The organism is Rhizobium sp. RHZ02 (genome assembly GCF_014851575.1).
GTDB lineage: Bacteria > Pseudomonadota > Alphaproteobacteria > Rhizobiales > Rhizobiaceae > Rhizobium > Rhizobium altiplani.
Window position 1 is genome coordinate 30,306 of record NZ_JACUZX010000008.1, and the last position, 16,154, is coordinate 46,459.

A 16,154-nucleotide genomic window follows, 5' to 3' on the forward strand; every position below is an offset into this window, starting at 1 on the left:
AGGGGCGGTAACGCAATTTTGAACACTCATTTCGGGAGAATTTTGAGCAGGCAATGGTCCTGTGAATAGCGCGGCTTTCGCCCAAATGCCGTGGCATCTGCGTATGAACCTGCTTATATGGACCCAATCAAGAGGTTCACATGCGCTTTTCCAATTCCTTTCTCGACGAGATACGCGATCGCGTGCCGATTTCGGACGTGATTGGCCGTCGTGTGAGCTGGGACAAGCGCAAGACCAACGTGTCGCGCGGCGACTATTGGGCCTGCTGCCCGTTTCACGGCGAGAAGTCGCCGAGCTTCCACTGCGAGGACCGAAAGGGGCGCTACCACTGCTTCGGCTGCGGCGTCACCGGCGATCACTTCCGCTTTCTCACAGATCTGGAAGGGTTGAATTTTCCGGAGGCGGTGCAGCAGATCGCCGACATGGCGGGCGTTGCCATGCCGGTTGCCGATCCGGTTATGGAGAAGCGCGAGAAGGAGCGCACTTCGCTTCTCGACGTGATGGAGCTTGCGACCAAGTACTTTCAGGATCAGTTGCAGACGGCAAACGGCGCGCGGGCGCGGGCTTATCTTCGCGACCGCGGGCTGACGGGACGCACGATCGAGACCTTCCGGCTCGGCTTTGCCCCCGATAGCCGAAACGCACTCAAGGAGTTTCTGGCGGGCAAGGGCATTGCCAAGGAACAGATCGAAGCATGTGGGCTGGTGGTCCATGGTCCCGAGGTGCCGGTCTCCTACGATCGCTTCCGCGACCGCATCATGTTCCCGATCCTGTCATCTCGCGAGAAGGTAATTGCGTTCGGGGGGCGTGCCATGTCGCCGGATGCGCCCGCGAAGTATCTCAATTCCAACGAGACAGAGCTGTTCCACAAAGGCAATGTGCTCTACAATTTCGCACGCGCCCGCCGGGCGACGCAGGGTGCGAACGGCGAGGGCACGATCATCGCCGTCGAAGGCTATATGGACGTGATCGCGCTGCATCAGGCCGGCGTCGAGAATGCCGTGGCGCCGCTCGGCACGGCATTGACCGAGAACCAGCTTGAACTCCTCTGGAAGATAACGCCGCAGCCCGTGCTTTGCTTCGATGGCGACGGCGCCGGCATTCGCGCCGCCAATCGCGCTGCCGATCTGGCGCTTCCGCATATCAAGCCGGGGCGCACCGTGCGCTTTGCCCTGTTGCCCGACGGCAAGGACCCGGACGATTTGGTGCGCAACGAAGGCCGTGCGCCCTTCGACAAGGTGATGAGCCAGGCCAAGCCGCTGGCAGAGATGATCTGGGGCCGTGAGATCAATACCGGGCAGTTCGAGACGCCTGAAGCGAAGGCCGAGCTCGAAGCGCGGTTGAAGCAGCTGGTTGGTGTCATTGCCGATGAGAATGTGCGCCGTCACTACCAGCAGGATATGCGCGACCGCCTGAACGGCTTCTTCCAGCCGCAATTCCAGAATCGCGGCAATGAGCGGCGAAGCTTTGATCGTGGCGGCGGACAATCCCGTGGCCGTGGCAACGAGGGGCCACGCGGCCCGCGCCTTTCCGGCGGAGGCATTTCCGATCGGCTCGCCCGCTCCGGTCTGGTTCGAGGCCACCAGGAGACGCCTGCCTTGCGCGAGAGCGTTCTGGCGCTGACAGTTATCAATCATCCGGCCTTGATGCAGGACGAGTACGACGAAATCGCCTCGATCGACTACGACAATCGCGAGCTTCAGCGGCTCTGGTCTGTCATGCTCGGCGCCGCCGCGGCCGTGGCCGGCCCGCACCTCACGCGAGAGCACCTGCTGGAGCGCATGGAAGAGCAAGGCTTCGGCTCATTGCTGCAGGGGCTCGAGCAGCAGATCCGCAATGCCCGCCTTTGGATCGCTACATCGGAGGCTGCGATGGAGGATGCGCGCGAAGGCTACCGGCAGGCGCTCGCCTTCCACAAACGCGCCAAAGCGCTGCGTTTCCAGAAGATCGAGCTCGAACGCGAGATCGCCGAGGCAACCGAGGCCGGCAACGGCGAGGTGATCGATCAGTTGATGCGCGCATTGCAGGAGGTTCATTTCGAGGGGCTTCGCTTAGAGAACCAGGAAGCGATCATCGATGGATTCGGCGTGCTCTCCGGCCGCGTCAAGGGAGCGGCTAGCCATTGAGGGATTCTACAGAGCAACTTTCTGCCGGCGATGCGCTGTTCGGCGCGGAGCGCTCGCCTCTTGGCATTCTTAACCGTGTCTATGGCTATCCGGCCTTCCGCGGCAAGCAGCAGCAGGTGGTGGAGCATGTCGTCGCCGGCGGCGATGCCGTCGTTCTCTTTCCGACGGGGGCCGGCAAATCGCTCTGCTTCCAGATTCCGGCGCTCTGCCGCGAAGGTGTCGGCATTGTCGTTTCGCCGCTGATTGCGCTGATGCGCGATCAGGTGGAGGCGATGAAGCAGCTCGGCATCAGGGCCGCGGCACTGAACTCGGCGCTGTCACGCGAGGAGTTCATCGAGGTTCGTCGCGCGATTGCCGCAGGCAAGCTCGATCTCCTTTACGTGACGCCGGAGCGCATTCTCATGGATGGCTTCCGCGACACGATCGGTAACGCGCGGATCTCGCTCTTCGCGATCGACGAGGCGCATTGTGTTTCCCAATGGGGCCATGACTTCCGCCCCGAGTATCGCGAGCTTGGCAAGCTGGCGGAGCACTACCCGGGTGTGCCGCGCATTGCGCTGACGGCGACGGCCGACTCGCACACCCGCGACGATATCGTCGAACGGTTGGCGCTGAACAATGCCCAGGTCTTTACGACCAGCTTCGATCGCCCGAACATTTCCTACGAAATCGTCGAGCGCGATCAGCCGCGCCAGCAGTTGCTGCGGTTTCTTTCCGGACACAAAGGCAACAGCGGTATCGTCTACTGTCTGTCCCGCGCCAAGGTCGAGGATACGGCCGAGTGGCTGAACGGGCAGGGCATTCGGGCGCTTCCCTATCACGCCGGCATGGACAGGGTGCTTCGCGATGCAAATCAGGATGCCTTTCTGAAAGAGGATGAGCTTTGCCTTGTCGCCACCGTCGCCTTCGGCATGGGGATCGACAAGCCGAATGTGCGCTACGTCGCGCATCTCGATCTGCCGGGCTCGGTCGAGGCGTACTACCAGGAGACGGGCCGCGCCGGGCGCGACGGCCTGCCTTCCGAAGTCTGGATGGCCTACGGCATGGCCGACGTCATCCAGCGCCGCCGGATGATCGACGACGGTGGTGCGGCCGACGAGATCAAACGCGTTGAGCGCTCCAAGCTGAACGCGCTGCTGGCGATCTGCGAAACCGCCTCGTGCCGCCGTCAGGCAATCCTTGCGCATTTCGGCGAGGCGCATGCCGGCAAGTGCGGTGGCTGCGATACCTGCCTGAAGCCGGTCGAGACCTGGGACGGGACGGAGGCAGCCATCAAGGCGCTTGCCGCGATCTACCGGACCGGCGAGCGGTTCGGCACCGGGCATGTCGTGGATGTGCTGCTCGGCAACGTCAACGAGAAGACTGAACGCTTCGGCCACACGACAATGCCGGTCTTTGGCGCCGGAAATGATCTGCCGGCCCGCACGTGGCAATCGGTATTCCGGCAATTGCTTGCGATGGGATTGGTCCGCGTCGACAATGAAGCGTTCGGCGCCCTGAAGCTCGAGGCGGAGGCCCGCGCCGTCTTCAAGCGCGAACGCCCGGTTTTCTTCCGCAAGGATCGTCCGGTTGCGGAACGACGTTCGAAACGAACGGCGCAGGTCGAGCGGCGCTCCGTTCTTTCAGGCGGAGACGGCGTGCTCTTCGAAGCCTTGCGCGCGGAGCGGACGGCGATCGCGCGCTCGCTCGGCGTGCCGCCCTATGTTGTCTTCCCCGATACGACACTCATCGCCTTCGCGACCGAGCGGCCGCGGACGCACAAGGAGATGCTCAACATCTCGGGGGTAGGCCAGTCGAAGCTCGAGCGCTACGGTGATGCGTTTCTGGATGTGATCCTCGGTCACGATGACTAGGCTGCGCCGAGGGTGACGGTTGGATCGGGCATGACATGCTGACGCTTTCAAGGTCTTTAGGATCCAAAGCCCCCCGTCTCGAGCCACGCGTTTTACCAAACTTTACCGAGATAGAAACATCGGAACGGTGCTGTCTTTCAGCATGGACTGTGTTACGCCACCGAAGAGGCGTTGCTGCAGGCGTGGGTGGTTATAGGCACCCATCACGATGAGATCTGCCGCGACATCGAGGGCGTGCTGCCTCAATGCCTCGTCCACCCGCCGTCCGCCGCTGGGCACGCGGTCAACTTCGACATTGATCCCATGCCGCGCAAGATAGGCCGCGATGTCGGCTCCAGGTTCCTCACCGTTTGCTGTTGCTGAAGAGACCGGATCAATAAGTGTCACGTGAACCGTGTCGCTGGCTTTCAGGAAATCCAGGGATTGCCGCGCCGCACGGGCGGCTTCGTTGCTGGAGTCCCAAGCAAGCAATACCGACTTCGGAGACGTCGTCATCGATCTCTTGGCGGGATTGATCAAAATCGGGGTCGGCGATTGAAAGAGTGCTCCGTCGATAACGCGTTTTCGCAGGGGCTCGTTGCGCGCCGTCTGAGCCTCGACAAGAACCAGGTCCGCATAAAGGGAACGTTCGGCGATGTCGTCATCGACCCAGGCGAACTCTGTGTAGATTTCCTGCACATCGCTTGAAAGATCGGCGTTCCGCAGTTCCGCTTTGACTGCCGCAGCTTCTTCGCCGAGGTGTTCGATTTCGCGCTGCTGCTCGTCGAGCCACGCTGTGGAGATCGCCTGGTATGTTGCGATCGCGGGCACGGCACCCATGCTCATCACAAGCGCTGTCAGATGTGCGTCGTGACCCTCGCAGAACTTCACGGCGTTGCTGAGGTCGTCGGCCCAATGGTCGACGCCGAGAACAGCTAGAACGGTTTTGATCGTCATTTTGACCCGCCTTTCTGTTGGATGAAGCTGATTCTACTCCTTTCGCGCCGACCTGCATTGATCTCTGTCAAAATCGTACCGCGGATATGCTTTGGCGAACTATGGCGGCGAAATCCGGCGTTGACGACGGCAAGACAGGCTCTTGGCTATGTGCTAGTGCAGGGCATCGGGAAACATCACAAGAAGGGCATTCAATGACCTCGGAATTCCTCTCCTACCTCCGCACCGAACTTGCCGCACTGAAGGATGCCGGACTTTACAAGTCCGAGCGCGTCATCACCTCCAAGCAGGCAGGCGAGATTGCCGTTGCCTCCGGCGAGCGCGTGCTGAACTTCTGCGCCAACAACTATCTCGGGCTCGCTGATAATGAGGAGCTTGTCGAAGCGGGGAAGAAGGCGCTCGACCGCTATGGCTACGGCATGGCGTCGGTGCGCTTTATCTGCGGTACACAGGAAGAGCACAAACAGCTCGAGGCCCGCATTTCCTCCTTCCTCGGCATGGAAGACACGATCCTCTATTCCTCTTGTTTCGACGCCAATGGCGGTCTCTTCGAGACGCTGCTCGGCGAGGAGGATGCAATCATCTCCGACGCGCTGAACCACGCCTCGATCATCGATGGCGTGCGTCTCTCCAAGGCGAAGCGCTTCCGCTATGCCAACAACGACATGACGGCGCTGGAGGAAGAGCTGAAGAAGGCGGAAGGCAGCCGCTTCAAGCTGATCGCTACTGATGGTGTCTTCTCGATGGACGGCATTATTGCCAACCTGCAGGGCGTCTGCGACCTCGCCGAGAAATATGGTGCGATGGTCATGGTCGACGACAGCCACGCCGTCGGCTTCGTCGGGAAGCATGGGCGCGGGTCAGCCGAGCATTGCGGGGTTGAGGGCCGGGTCGACATCATCACCGGCACGCTCGGGAAGGCGCTCGGCGGTGCCTCCGGCGGCTATACTTCGGCAAAGGCGGAAATCGTCGACTGGCTGCGGCAGCGGTCGCGCCCCTATCTGTTCTCGAACACGCTGGCACCGGTAATTGCGGCTGCGTCGCTCAAGGTCTTCGATCTCATCGAGAACGGTGATGCGCTGCGCGAGCGGTTGGCAGCCAATGCGGCGCTGTTCCGCTCCGAAATGACGAAGCTCGGCTTCACCTTGGCGGGCGAGGGGCATCCGATCATTCCTGTCATGCTTGGCGACGCCAAGCTGGCGCAGGACATGGCGGCGCTCATGTTGAAGAAGGGCGTCTATGTGATCGGCTTCTCCTTCCCTGTCGTGCCAAAGGGACAGGCGCGCATCCGCACGCAGATGTCGGCGGCGCATTCACGTGCAGATGTCGAGCGGACGATTGCGGCCTTTGCCGAAGCCGGCCGCGAACTCGGTGTCATTTAAAGGGTTTGGGAGAGTTAGATCATGTCGAACATGATGAAGGCGCTGGTCAAGGCGAAGCCGGAGGTGGGGCTTTGGATGGAACATGTCCCGGTTCCCGAGGTCGGACCGAACGACGTGTTGATCAAGGTGAAGAAATCCGCGATCTGCGGTACCGATGTCCATATCTGGAACTGGGACCAGTGGGCGCAGAAGACCATTCCTGTGCCGATGGTCGTCGGCCATGAATTCTGCGGCGAGATCGCTGAGATCGGCTCGGCGGTTACGAAATACCATGTCGGTGAACGTGTTTCCGGCGAGGGGCATATCGTCTGCGGCAAGTGCCGCAACTGTCGTGCGGGCAGGGGCCACCTCTGCCGCAACACGCTCGGCGTCGGCGTCAACCGCCCCGGCTCGTTCGGAGAGTTCGTCTGCATTCCCGAGGCGAATGTGGTGCCGATTCCGGACGATATTTCCGATGAGATCGCCGCGATCTTCGACCCGTTTGGCAACGCGGTGCATACAGCTCTTTCCTTCGATCTCGTCGGCGAGGATGTGCTTGTCACCGGCGCGGGCCCGATCGGCATCATGGGGGCGCTGGTCGCCAAGCGATCGGGCGCCCGCAAGGTGGTCATAACAGACATCAACCCGCATCGGCTTGATCTCGCCCGCAAGCTCGGCATCGATTATGTCGTCGATGCCTCGAAGGAGAACCTCACCGACGTGATGAAGTCGATCGGAATGACCGAGGGCTTCGACGTCGGGCTTGAAATGTCCGGCGCTGCGCCGGCCTTTCGCGACATGATCGACAAGATGAACAATGGCGGCAAGATCGCGATCCTCGGCATTGCGCCTGCCGGCTTCGAGATCGACTGGAACAAAGTCATCTTCAAGATGCTTAACCTGAAGGGCATCTACGGTCGCGAGATGTTCGAGACTTGGTACAAGATGATTGCTTTCGTGCAGGGCGGGCTGGATTTGTCGCCCGTTATCACGCACCGGATCGGGATCGATGAGTTCCGGGAGGGATTCGAGGCGATGCGCTCGGGCAATTCAGGCAAGGTGGTTATGGACTGGAACTGAGGAGGATCGATGCAGTACGAAGGAAGCTGCCATTGCGGCAACATCGCATTTGAGGTGGAGGGGAGTTCACCTCCGCCCTTGATTGCAATTGTTCGCTATGCCGACGGCGCGGAGGGCTGCTCGCCTTCGTTCCCCGCGACAAGTTCACCCTGAGAACGCCGCGTGAGAAGCTGTCCACCTATACGTTCAATACCCACACGATCCAGCACCGCTTTTGCGGCACTTGCGGCATCGCTCCCTTCGCGGAAGCTAAGATGCCTGACGGTGCTGAGATGGCCTGCATCAACGTTCGCTGCATTCCCGCTGTTGATCTTGCAAGTCTGGAGATCCAGCCCTGGGATGGGCAGTCGCATTAAGCTTCGACGGAGGTCGAACAAAACAAACGGCGGGCACGTCGAATCTTGGCGGCGACTTGGCTGTTCAGGAAGAATGCCTGCTGCCCTTGTCTTCTCGTGGTGACATCCTATTTATGGTTGGCAATCGCTTGGGCGGTTCCGGGCCTGTGGATAAGGCTTTTTCCGGGTTTTGTGAGGCTTTTTTGCTAGAAAAGCTTGACGAGAACAAAAAATGTGGGAATCACCGTTCGACTTGGAAAGCGGTGAACTGGGTCAAGGGCGGATCGCACAACCATGGCCGGACATTTGATGACAATGAAGCTCTGTCGTCCGGCGCCGGCAATCGTGGTTAATCAGGCATTAAATCTCATCCCGTTAGGTGAGACTAGGTGATTCGAGACGGTCGTTTGCGGCGTATCGGCTGCGTGCGGCCGTTCACTGCGACGAGTTTGAATAGCGTCAGGAAGGCGACGACATAAATGGCAACCAAGGTCAAAGAAAACGAAGAAGCGGAAGTCGAACGCGACGGCGGCACCGACGGCCCTCTTCTCGATCTTTCCGATGACGCGGTCAAGAAGATGATCAAGGCCGCGAAGAAGCGCGGCTATGTAACGATGGACGAGTTGAACGCCGTCCTGCCGTCAGAAGAAGTGACGTCCGAGCAGATCGAAGACACGATGTCGATGTTGTCGGACATGGGCATCAACGTCATCGAAGACGAAGAAGCCGAGGAAGCCACGGCCGGCGGCGACGATGATGATTCCGGCTCCGACGACGAGAGCGAAGGCGGCGAGCTCGCACCTTCCGGCGGCACTGCCCTTGCGACCGCCAAGAAGAAGGAACCGACCGACCGCACCGACGATCCGGTTCGCATGTATCTGCGCGAAATGGGCTCGGTGGAGCTGCTGTCGCGCGAAGGCGAAATTGCGATCGCAAAGCGCATCGAGGCCGGCCGCGAAACCATGATCGGCGGCCTCTGCGAAAGCCCGCTGACGTTCCAGGCGCTGATCATCTGGCGCGATGAGCTCAACGAAGGCACGACGCTGCTTCGCGAGATCATCGACCTCGAAACCACCTATTCCGGCCCGGAAGCCAAGGCTGCACCGCAGTTCCAAAGCCCCGAGAAGATCGAGGCTGACCGCAAGGCCGCCGAAGAGAAGGAAAAGACGCGCCGCGTCCGTTCTGGCGACGACGACATCACCAATGTCGGCGGCGAAGGCCTTCCTCCGGAAGAGGAAGAAGAAGACGAAGACGAGTCCAACCTGTCGCTCGCCGCTATGGAAGCGGAACTGCGCCCGCAGGTCATGGAAACGCTCGACATCATCGCCGAGACCTACAAGAAGCTGCGCAAGCTTCAGGACCAGCAGGTCGAGCAGCGGCTCGCTGCCACCGGCACGCTGTCGTCTGCCCAGGAGCGCCGGTACAAGGAGCTCAAGGATGAGCTCATCAAGGCCGTCAAGTCTCTGTCGCTGAACCAGAACCGCATCGACGCCCTCGTCGAGCAGCTTTACGACATTAACAAGCGCCTCGTTCAGAACGAAGGCCGCCTGCTGCGTCTCGCTGAATCCTACGGCGTCAAGCGCGACTCGTTCCTCGAGCAGTATCAGGGCGCCGAACTCGATCCGAACTGGATGAAGTCGATCGGCAATCTGGCGGCACGCGGCTGGAAGGAATTCGCCAAGGGCGAAAACACGACGATCCGCGACATCCGCCAGGAGATCCAGAATCTCGCAACGGAAACCGGCATCTCGATCTCGGAATTCCGCCGCATCGTGCACATGGTGCAGAAGGGCGAGCGCGAAGCCCGCATCGCCAAGAAGGAAATGGTCGAAGCGAACCTTCGCCTCGTCATCTCCATCGCCAAGAAGTACACGAACCGTGGTCTGCAGTTCCTCGACCTCATTCAGGAGGGCAACATCGGCCTGATGAAGGCGGTCGACAAGTTCGAATACCGCCGCGGCTACAAGTTCTCGACTTACGCGACGTGGTGGATCCGTCAGGCGATCACCCGTTCCATCGCCGACCAGGCCCGCACGATCCGTATTCCGGTGCATATGATCGAAACGATCAACAAGATCGTCCGCACGTCGCGCCAGATGCTGCACGAAATCGGTCGCGAGCCGACGCCGGAAGAACTGGCCGAAAAGCTTGCCATGCCGCTCGAAAAGGTCCGCAAGGTCCTGAAGATCGCCAAGGAGCCGATCTCGCTCGAAACCCCTGTCGGTGACGAAGAGGATTCACACCTCGGCGATTTCATCGAGGACAAGAACGCGCTGCTGCCGATCGACGCCGCCATCCAGGCGAATCTGCGCGAAACGACGACCCGCGTTCTGGCATCACTGACGCCGCGCGAAGAGCGCGTGCTGCGCATGCGTTTCGGCATCGGCATGAACACCGACCATACGCTCGAGGAAGTCGGTCAGCAGTTCTCGGTTACCCGCGAACGTATCCGTCAGATCGAAGCGAAGGCGCTGCGCAAGCTGAAGCACCCGAGCCGTTCGAGAAAGCTTCGCAGCTTCCTGGACAGCTAAGCTTCCACCTTCGACTGGAAACATCCAAGAGCCGGGCCCTGTGCCCGGCTTTTGCTTTTCTGGCACCCTTGCGGGCCGTGGCATTTCTTGTTGTCGCATGGGGACAGGAGTAAGGTAGACACTACGGGGGACAGGACCGACCACAGCGCGTGAGCGAAGGTCGCCATAGCCTGTTGCGTAGGGCCAAGACCCTCCGGTGGGAGGTGTGCAATGACCACTTACATCGTGCTTATTAATTGGACGGATCAGGGAATTCGCAACGTTCGCGACTCGGCAAAGCGCCTGGACGCGGCAAAGAAGCTGCTTGGCGACATGGGCGGCTCCTTCCAGAATTTCTTCCTTACCTTGGGCGATCACGACATGGTTGCTGTCTGCGAGGCGCCTGACGATGCTGTCATGGCGCGCTTCGGGCTGTCGCTTGGGATGGCGGGTAATGTGCGCACCAAGACTTTAAAGGCGTTTCCGGAGGCTGCCTATCGCGAGATCATAGGCTCGCTCGGATAGCCCTTGACCTTCTCGCAGAGGCGAATACGCGCAAACATGTGGAGGACGTGCCGCGCGAAAACGGTTGCGGTTGCGTGACACGAGGCTTTTTTGTTTTACGGCTTGATGATGCCTTCTTAAAAGGCCACATCGGTAGCGTGGCGCAGGGCATCGTTCGTAGGCATGCAACAGACTTCGGGAAAGAAATGGGGAGCATTCGGCTGGGGCATCTTTGCCTCCGTTCTGCTGCACCTTGCCGTCGTCGGCTTCTTTCTCGTGAAGCTGCCCGTACCTGCGCCTCAGCCGGAGGAGGAAACCGTCAGCGTCGACCTCGTGCCACCGCCAGAAGAAAAGAAACCAGAGGAAAAGAAACCCGAGGAGAAGCCGCCGGAATTGAAGATGCCGGAAGAGCCCAAGCCAGAGGAGCCGAAACCCGAGGAGAAGAAGGCGGAGGAAAAGCCGGCCGAGAAGCCGCCGGAACCGCCGAAGCAAGAGAAGGCCGAGCAGCCGCCGCCTCCGCCACCACCGCCTCCGCCGCCGGAGCAGGCAAAGGCGCCGGAAGAGAAACCGCCGGAAAAGCCACCGGAAGCAGCAGCTGCAGAGGATGCCAAGTCCAAGGAGCAGTCTGGCAAGGGGCAGCCGCTGCCGGTGCTGCGCCCGGTGACGGAATTTGGCGACAAGGATACCGGCCCGGAGAAATCGACCGAGGGGGATGCTTCCGTCGCGGGTGTAAAGTCTGATACGCCGAAGCCTTCACCTGAACCCAAGCCTGAAACCCAGGAAGATCAGGTGAAACCGGAGCAAACAACAGAGGCAGCCAAGACACCTGAAAGCAAGGAACCGCCGGCCAATCCGGTCCCTGATGATGTCGACCTGCCGCGGGTCGACCTGGCGGAAAGCCATGCCGAGAAGAACGGTCCAGCCGCCGGCGCCGAAAGCGAGGCCAAGACCAGCTTTGAGCAGGGCAAACCGCCCAATGCAACGAAGCCCGATGCGACGGCAACCGCACAGGCGGACAAGCCCGTCGAGCTGACGGAGGCGAAGACATTGTTCTCGCAGAATATGACGAATGATCCAGTGGCGAGAACCGCAATGGGCGATCTGCCGCGGAGTGTTCGTGTCGACCAACTCTGCGGCACGGAGCTTCGGCAGCAGCTGATGCATGGTTCCCCGTCATATCGGCCGGAACTCCTGCCATCCTACCGCTTGTCAAAGGGCACCGTTCTCCAGGTCCGGAAAGGCGCATTTCGGGCTGCGGGCCGCTGGTATGATGTCAGTTTCCGTTGCGAGGTGGACGATGGGGCCACGAAAATCCAATCGTTCAGCTTTGCCGTCGGCAATCCGGTTCCAAGGAGCGAATGGGCGAGCCGCCGTTTCCCGATGGACTAGCGTTCACCAGTTCGGCGCAAGACAGTCCCTTTAACCCTTTCCCATCGCCACATGTCGGTGGCGCGTGAAAGGACAATGAGATGTCGAACGAAATCGAGCGCTTCTTCGAACTGCAGGATGAAGCGACCAAGGCTGCCTTTTTCGAGAATCGCGGAGACGAGCTCACCGATATCCTGGTTGCCGCGCTCGATGATGTCTGGGCGATTCTGGCAGACAAGGATCTGGGCGAAACGCTCCATTGAGCACTTTGGCCAGCATGATCGCTTGAGGCGATGGGCAGCGAGGGGTGTCGCTTGCCGTTGTTTTCGGTGGCTTCGGCTGGCACTATGCGGCTTCATCTCTGAAAGCCCACTCATGGCCCGCAGTCAATTTCGCATGTTCAGGTCGGCGGTTGCCGGCATTGAGGCCGTGGCTGCCAGTAGCGGCCGGAGCTTCGCGCGCCATACTCATGAGCAGTTCGGCATCGGGCTGGTTTCGTCAGGTGCGCAGAAATCGCTGAGCGGGCGTGGGATGGTCGAGGCTGGTGCCGGCGACATCATCACGGTCAATCCGAACGAAGTGCATGATGGCACGCCGATCGGTGAGGGCAGGTCGTGGCGAATCCTCTACTTCGACCCTGCGGTGATCACTGCCAACCTCTCCGAAGTTACAGGGGGACGACGATCGGCGGTCGAGATTGCGCATCCGGTGCTGCATGACAAGGCGATCGCGGCGCACTTCGAGGCAGTTTTTGCGCTCTTGACCAACGAGGGAGGGCGGCAACTGCAGCTGGAGCAAGCCCTGCTTGAACTCGTCGCCCGCGTCTTTGCGGAGGCCGTCCCGAACGATCGGCCGGGTGCACCCCAGGCCATTCGGACCGCGCAGGAAATGATCGACTGCGATCCTACAGCGGCAATCTCTCTGTCCGACCTGGCCCGTGCGAGCCGGCTCAGCCGGTTTCAGGTATTGCGGGGTTTCGCGAAAGCAACCGGCATGACGCCACATGCCTATCTGGTCCAGCGCCGCATCCATCTTGCGCGGCGTCTGATCGCGGGCGGCGCACCCTTGGCGGAGGCCGCCATTGCCAGCGGCTTCGTCGACCAAAGCCACATGACGCGCGTGTTTGTGCGGAAGTATGGGGTCTCTCCGCGCGCCTATGCCAATGCGGTCGCCTAACTGCGCTGCAATTTCATACAAGATCGCTAGATAATTATGGTCTTTCTTCTGCGCAAACAGGAGAAGGCGATGCAGCGACATTTGCAAGGTTACCTCTATCTGACTCTGGCGATGATCACGGTTGGCAGCACCGTTATCGCAAGCCGGGTCATTGCGTCAGGCATGCCGCCGTTCACGGCGACAGCTCTGCGCTTCGCCGCTGCCTTCCCGTTCTTCCTACTTTTGATGGGTATGACCGGGACCCGCCTGCCAAGCTTGCCGCTTCGCGACTGGATCATCGTCTTCGTTCAGGCCGGTGCGGGCAGTGTTGGCTACACGACCTTGCTGATCTCAGGCCTGAAGCTGACCACCGCGGCCGACGCGGGCGTCATCATCGGGACGTTGCCGGTTGTCGCCGGGGCGCTTTCCGTCGTTGTTCTGCGCGAAAAGCCTCGTTCGTCGATGGTGCTGGCAATCGTGCTGGCGACAACCGGCGTTTTGTTCATCGCGCTTTCACCCGATGCCGGAAGTGGATCCCTGCCTGGCAACGCACTGGTTTTCGGAGCCGTGATCTGCGAAAGCCTGTTCATACTCCTGAACAAGAACCTCAGCACACCGATCTCGGCGCTGACGCAGTCTGCATTGATGACGGGGATTGGCTTCGGCGTCGCCATGGTGGCGGCCGTCTTGGCAGAAGGTGTGCCACGGGAATTCTCGGCAGGTGCGATGTCGGCAGTGATCTACTACGCGCTGGTGCCGACCGTTGTCGGTTTCATCCTTTGGTATGCCGGGGCGGAGCGTGTGAGCGGCGTCGAGGCGTCGCTTTTCACCGCAGTCGCACCGGTTTCCGCGTTATTGATGGCCTTCGTGATACTCGGTGAGCCGCTGCATTCCAACCAAGTTGCCGGCGTCGGCTGCGTGCTGGCGGCTGTCCTAGGACTCGGCTTGTTTCAGCGACGGGCGATGGCGGCAAAGTAGCGTTGTTTGCCGGTGCCGTTCACGGGCGGCGGAAGCGAGGACCCGCCACGGCCGCTCCTGCAATTTGATGGCGCGGCTCCTATATCTGAGTTCTGGCCGAAGGAGCTGCCGATGTCTGCACAATCGATGAAGATACCCGGTCCCGATCACCCGATTACCGTCACGCCCAATCCTGCGCGCGTCGTCATAAAGCTGCGCGGGCAGGCTATTGCCGATAGTCGCAATGCGTTGTCGCTGAAGGAAGCGTCCTATCCTGCCGTTCAGTACATACCGCGCGCTGATGTCGATATGGCGCTTCTCACCCGGAGTGATCACCATACCTACTGCCCGTATAAGGGCGAGGCGTCGTATTTCAACATTGTTTTGGGCGGTGCGGAGGTCGTGAATGCGATCTGGACCTATGAAAGTCCGTATGCCGCTGTCAGCGAGATCAAGGAGCACCTCGCTTTCTATCCCGATCGGGTCGACTCGGTTGAGGAGTTTCCGGGCTAGTGCAGCTCATGGGCGAAACGCCGAATAAGGTAGTGTTCGCCGCGGAGCCGCGGATTCTTGGGAGGAAACAAGGACGGTCCGGCAGGGAAACCGGACCAGTCCCCGTAACTGATCGGAGGTCAATCGGATCAGAAAACGCAGTACCAGGCGGCGCCCTAGGTTGATCCAGGGCGCCGGGGAGTTTGATTAGAACGCGCGCTGCAGGCGGAAGAAGCCCTTCGTTACTTCGTCAGCGTCGTCCGGATCGGTGTAGTCGACGGTTGCCTTGGCATAGAGATTGTCGACGATCTGGTAGTCGACCGTGATGCCGACCTTCCAGGCATCGCCGAGGCCGTCGAACGAGTTGCCGTGGAAGGTGTCGAGATCGGGAACGTAGTTGCCGAAGTACTGGGCCATCGGGGTGATGGTCCACTTGTCGGTCGCCTTGATCGCGTATTCTGCCGCAACAGTCCATTCCGACTGAGAGTAGTAGGAGTTCGGACCAGATGCATAGACACCTGCCAGGCCGAGGGTGCCAGGGCCGATATCAGCGAAGATCATGCCTCGAACAGCGCCTTCTTCGTTGTCGGTGTCGTAGCCGCCGATGAGCTGGTAGCTGACTACGCCAGCCTTGCCGCCAACGCCGAGGGCGACGCCAACGTTGTTCGGGTTTTCACCGTCCTTGAAGTAGCCGTCTTCCAGTTCGTCTACGCTGATGCCGGCGTAGAAATCGCCGTTTTCATACTGGTAGCGAATGGAGTTGTGCAGGGTTTCAAAGCTGGAGAGAACGTCCGGCTCGCCGGAAAGGTCGTCATCCCACCAGCTGTAGAACAGACCAGCGCGGAAGCCGGCGATGTCGATATATGCCGAGTCCAGGGTCGAGTTGGTCGAAGCGTTGTCGCCGTTGTTACGGAGAACGATAACGCCGGTGAGCGGACCATACTCGGTGTCGCTCTTGGCGGTGAACTGAACCTGAGCGCGCGTACGGGCGTTCCAGTCCGAGGTGCCCTTCTGATCCGGGCCGCCATAGACTTCAAAACGCAGGTAACCGCTGACCTTGAGGCAGGTTTCGGTGCCCGGGATGTAGAAGTAGCCCGTGCCGTACGCGTCGCAGACGCGGACGTATTCAACTGGCTCGGGTTCAGCTGCGACGATTGCGTCAGCAGCAAAGACCGGCGTGGACGCAGCAGCAAATGCTGCGGCGGAGGTCAGCAAAGCCATCCGTATGTTCATTTGAAAATCCATTTCCTTTTCGAGTGAACTGCCACCGTGGGAGACGGGGCGGTTCCGATAGTCTGCCTTTCGGCTGGCGGATCAGCGAACCGCCGAAGCCTTAATTTCATCCTTGATTAAATCTATCAATTCTCCCGGTATGAAAATCCCTCGTTGAGACAGCCGTTTGGCTCTTTGTGTGGTTTTTATGTAACAATATCAATCACTTAGGCGCAAAGACACCTTGCGCCGCAACTCTGCGGGG

The 16,154-nt window shown here is 60.3% G+C and carries 14 protein-coding genes and 1 pseudogene; 13 read left to right on the forward strand and 2 right to left on the reverse strand.

Going from position 1 to position 16,154, the window contains the following annotated elements:
- Positions 1-140: 140 nt before the first annotated feature.
- The gene (gene dnaG / locus IB244_RS14545; RefSeq protein WP_169681521.1) at positions 141-2,126 is read left to right on the forward strand and encodes a DNA primase; all 1,986 of its coding nucleotides are present in this window, start codon (positions 141-143) and stop codon (positions 2,124-2,126) included.
- Complete coding sequence (recQ, locus tag IB244_RS14550) at positions 2,123-3,979, forward strand: DNA helicase RecQ (protein ID WP_018857177.1); 1,857 nt, start codon at positions 2,123-2,125, stop codon at positions 3,977-3,979. Before dnaG ends, recQ begins: the two co-directional genes overlap by 4 nt.
- Before the next feature lie 102 nt (positions 3,980-4,081).
- Here the strand turns inward: recQ and IB244_RS14555 are convergent, their stop codons facing one another.
- The gene (locus tag IB244_RS14555) at positions 4,082-4,915 is read right to left on the reverse strand and encodes a universal stress protein (protein ID WP_018857176.1); all 834 of its coding nucleotides are present in this window, start codon (positions 4,913-4,915) and stop codon (positions 4,082-4,084) included.
- Between the two features lie 194 nt (positions 4,916-5,109).
- Between IB244_RS14555 and IB244_RS14560 the strand changes: the two genes are divergently transcribed.
- The 11 genes and pseudogenes from IB244_RS14560 (at position 5,110) to IB244_RS14610 (ending at position 14,698) form a co-directional block, all read left to right on the forward strand.
- Complete coding sequence (locus tag IB244_RS14560; protein ID WP_018857175.1) at positions 5,110-6,297, forward strand: glycine C-acetyltransferase; 1,188 nt, start codon at positions 5,110-5,112, stop codon at positions 6,295-6,297.
- Positions 6,298-6,318: 21 nt separating this feature from the next.
- Positions 6,319-7,356: an L-threonine 3-dehydrogenase gene (tdh, locus tag IB244_RS14565; protein WP_018116225.1), complete on the forward strand. Its 1,038-nt coding sequence runs from the start codon at positions 6,319-6,321 to the stop codon at positions 7,354-7,356.
- A gap of 9 nt (positions 7,357-7,365) precedes the next feature.
- Positions 7,366-7,712 (forward strand): annotated as a pseudogene (locus IB244_RS14570) (GFA family protein).
- A gap of 56 nt (positions 7,713-7,768) precedes the next feature.
- Positions 7,769-8,044: a hypothetical protein gene (locus IB244_RS14575; protein ID WP_156828755.1), complete on the forward strand. Its 276-nt coding sequence runs from the start codon at positions 7,769-7,771 to the stop codon at positions 8,042-8,044.
- Between the two features lie 126 nt (positions 8,045-8,170).
- Positions 8,171-10,222 (forward strand): RNA polymerase sigma factor RpoD, encoded by a 2,052-nt coding sequence (rpoD, locus tag IB244_RS14580; RefSeq protein WP_007534225.1) that lies wholly within the window; start codon positions 8,171-8,173, stop codon positions 10,220-10,222.
- 210 nt (positions 10,223-10,432) lie between these two features.
- Positions 10,433-10,726: a GYD domain-containing protein gene (locus tag IB244_RS14585; RefSeq protein ID WP_018116303.1), complete on the forward strand. Its 294-nt coding sequence runs from the start codon at positions 10,433-10,435 to the stop codon at positions 10,724-10,726.
- Positions 10,727-10,888: 162 nt separating this feature from the next.
- Positions 10,889-12,094, forward strand: a complete 1,206-nt coding sequence (locus IB244_RS14590) for a DUF930 domain-containing protein (protein ID WP_018116302.1) — start codon at positions 10,889-10,891, stop codon at positions 12,092-12,094.
- 80 nt (positions 12,095-12,174) lie between these two features.
- The gene (locus IB244_RS14595; protein WP_018116301.1) at positions 12,175-12,336 is read left to right on the forward strand and encodes a hypothetical protein; all 162 of its coding nucleotides are present in this window, start codon (positions 12,175-12,177) and stop codon (positions 12,334-12,336) included.
- Between the two features lie 112 nt (positions 12,337-12,448).
- A complete protein-coding gene (locus tag IB244_RS14600) occupies positions 12,449-13,249 on the forward strand; it encodes an AraC family transcriptional regulator (protein WP_018116300.1) in 801 nt (266 codons plus the stop codon).
- Positions 13,250-13,318: 69 nt separating this feature from the next.
- Entirely contained in the window at positions 13,319-14,206 is an 888-nt protein-coding gene (locus IB244_RS14605) for a DMT family transporter (RefSeq protein ID WP_025659302.1), read from the forward strand.
- A gap of 111 nt (positions 14,207-14,317) precedes the next feature.
- Positions 14,318-14,698 (forward strand): DUF427 domain-containing protein, encoded by a 381-nt coding sequence (locus IB244_RS14610; RefSeq protein WP_018857170.1) that lies wholly within the window; start codon positions 14,318-14,320, stop codon positions 14,696-14,698.
- Positions 14,699-14,884: 186 nt separating this feature from the next.
- Here the strand turns inward: IB244_RS14610 and IB244_RS14615 are convergent, their stop codons facing one another.
- A complete protein-coding gene (locus tag IB244_RS14615) occupies positions 14,885-15,910 on the reverse strand; it encodes a porin (protein ID WP_025659304.1) in 1,026 nt (341 codons plus the stop codon).
- Between the last annotated feature and the right edge of the window lie 244 nt (positions 15,911-16,154).

Excerpts from the sequence above, each read along its gene's own strand:
- dnaG (WP_169681521.1), top strand. The coding sequence starts at position 141 with ATGCGCTTTTCCAATTCCTTTCTCGACGAGATACGCGATCGCGTGCCG.
- IB244_RS14555 (WP_018857176.1), bottom strand. The coding sequence starts at position 4,915 with ATGACGATCAAAACCGTTCTAGCTGTTCTCGGCGTCGACCATTGGGCC.
- IB244_RS14560 (WP_018857175.1), top strand. The coding sequence starts at position 5,110 with ATGACCTCGGAATTCCTCTCCTACCTCCGCACCGAACTTGCCGCACTG.
- tdh (WP_018116225.1), top strand. The coding sequence starts at position 6,319 with ATGTCGAACATGATGAAGGCGCTGGTCAAGGCGAAGCCGGAGGTGGGG.
- rpoD (WP_007534225.1), top strand. The coding sequence starts at position 8,171 with ATGGCAACCAAGGTCAAAGAAAACGAAGAAGCGGAAGTCGAACGCGAC.
- IB244_RS14585 (WP_018116303.1), top strand. The coding sequence starts at position 10,433 with ATGACCACTTACATCGTGCTTATTAATTGGACGGATCAGGGAATTCGC.
- IB244_RS14590 (WP_018116302.1), top strand. The coding sequence starts at position 10,889 with ATGCAACAGACTTCGGGAAAGAAATGGGGAGCATTCGGCTGGGGCATC.
- IB244_RS14595 (WP_018116301.1), top strand. The coding sequence starts at position 12,175 with ATGTCGAACGAAATCGAGCGCTTCTTCGAACTGCAGGATGAAGCGACC.
- IB244_RS14600 (WP_018116300.1), top strand. The coding sequence starts at position 12,449 with ATGGCCCGCAGTCAATTTCGCATGTTCAGGTCGGCGGTTGCCGGCATT.
- IB244_RS14605 (WP_025659302.1), top strand. The coding sequence starts at position 13,319 with ATGCAGCGACATTTGCAAGGTTACCTCTATCTGACTCTGGCGATGATC.
- IB244_RS14610 (WP_018857170.1), top strand. The coding sequence starts at position 14,318 with ATGTCTGCACAATCGATGAAGATACCCGGTCCCGATCACCCGATTACC.
- IB244_RS14615 (WP_025659304.1), bottom strand. The coding sequence starts at position 15,910 with ATGAACATACGGATGGCTTTGCTGACCTCCGCCGCAGCATTTGCTGCT.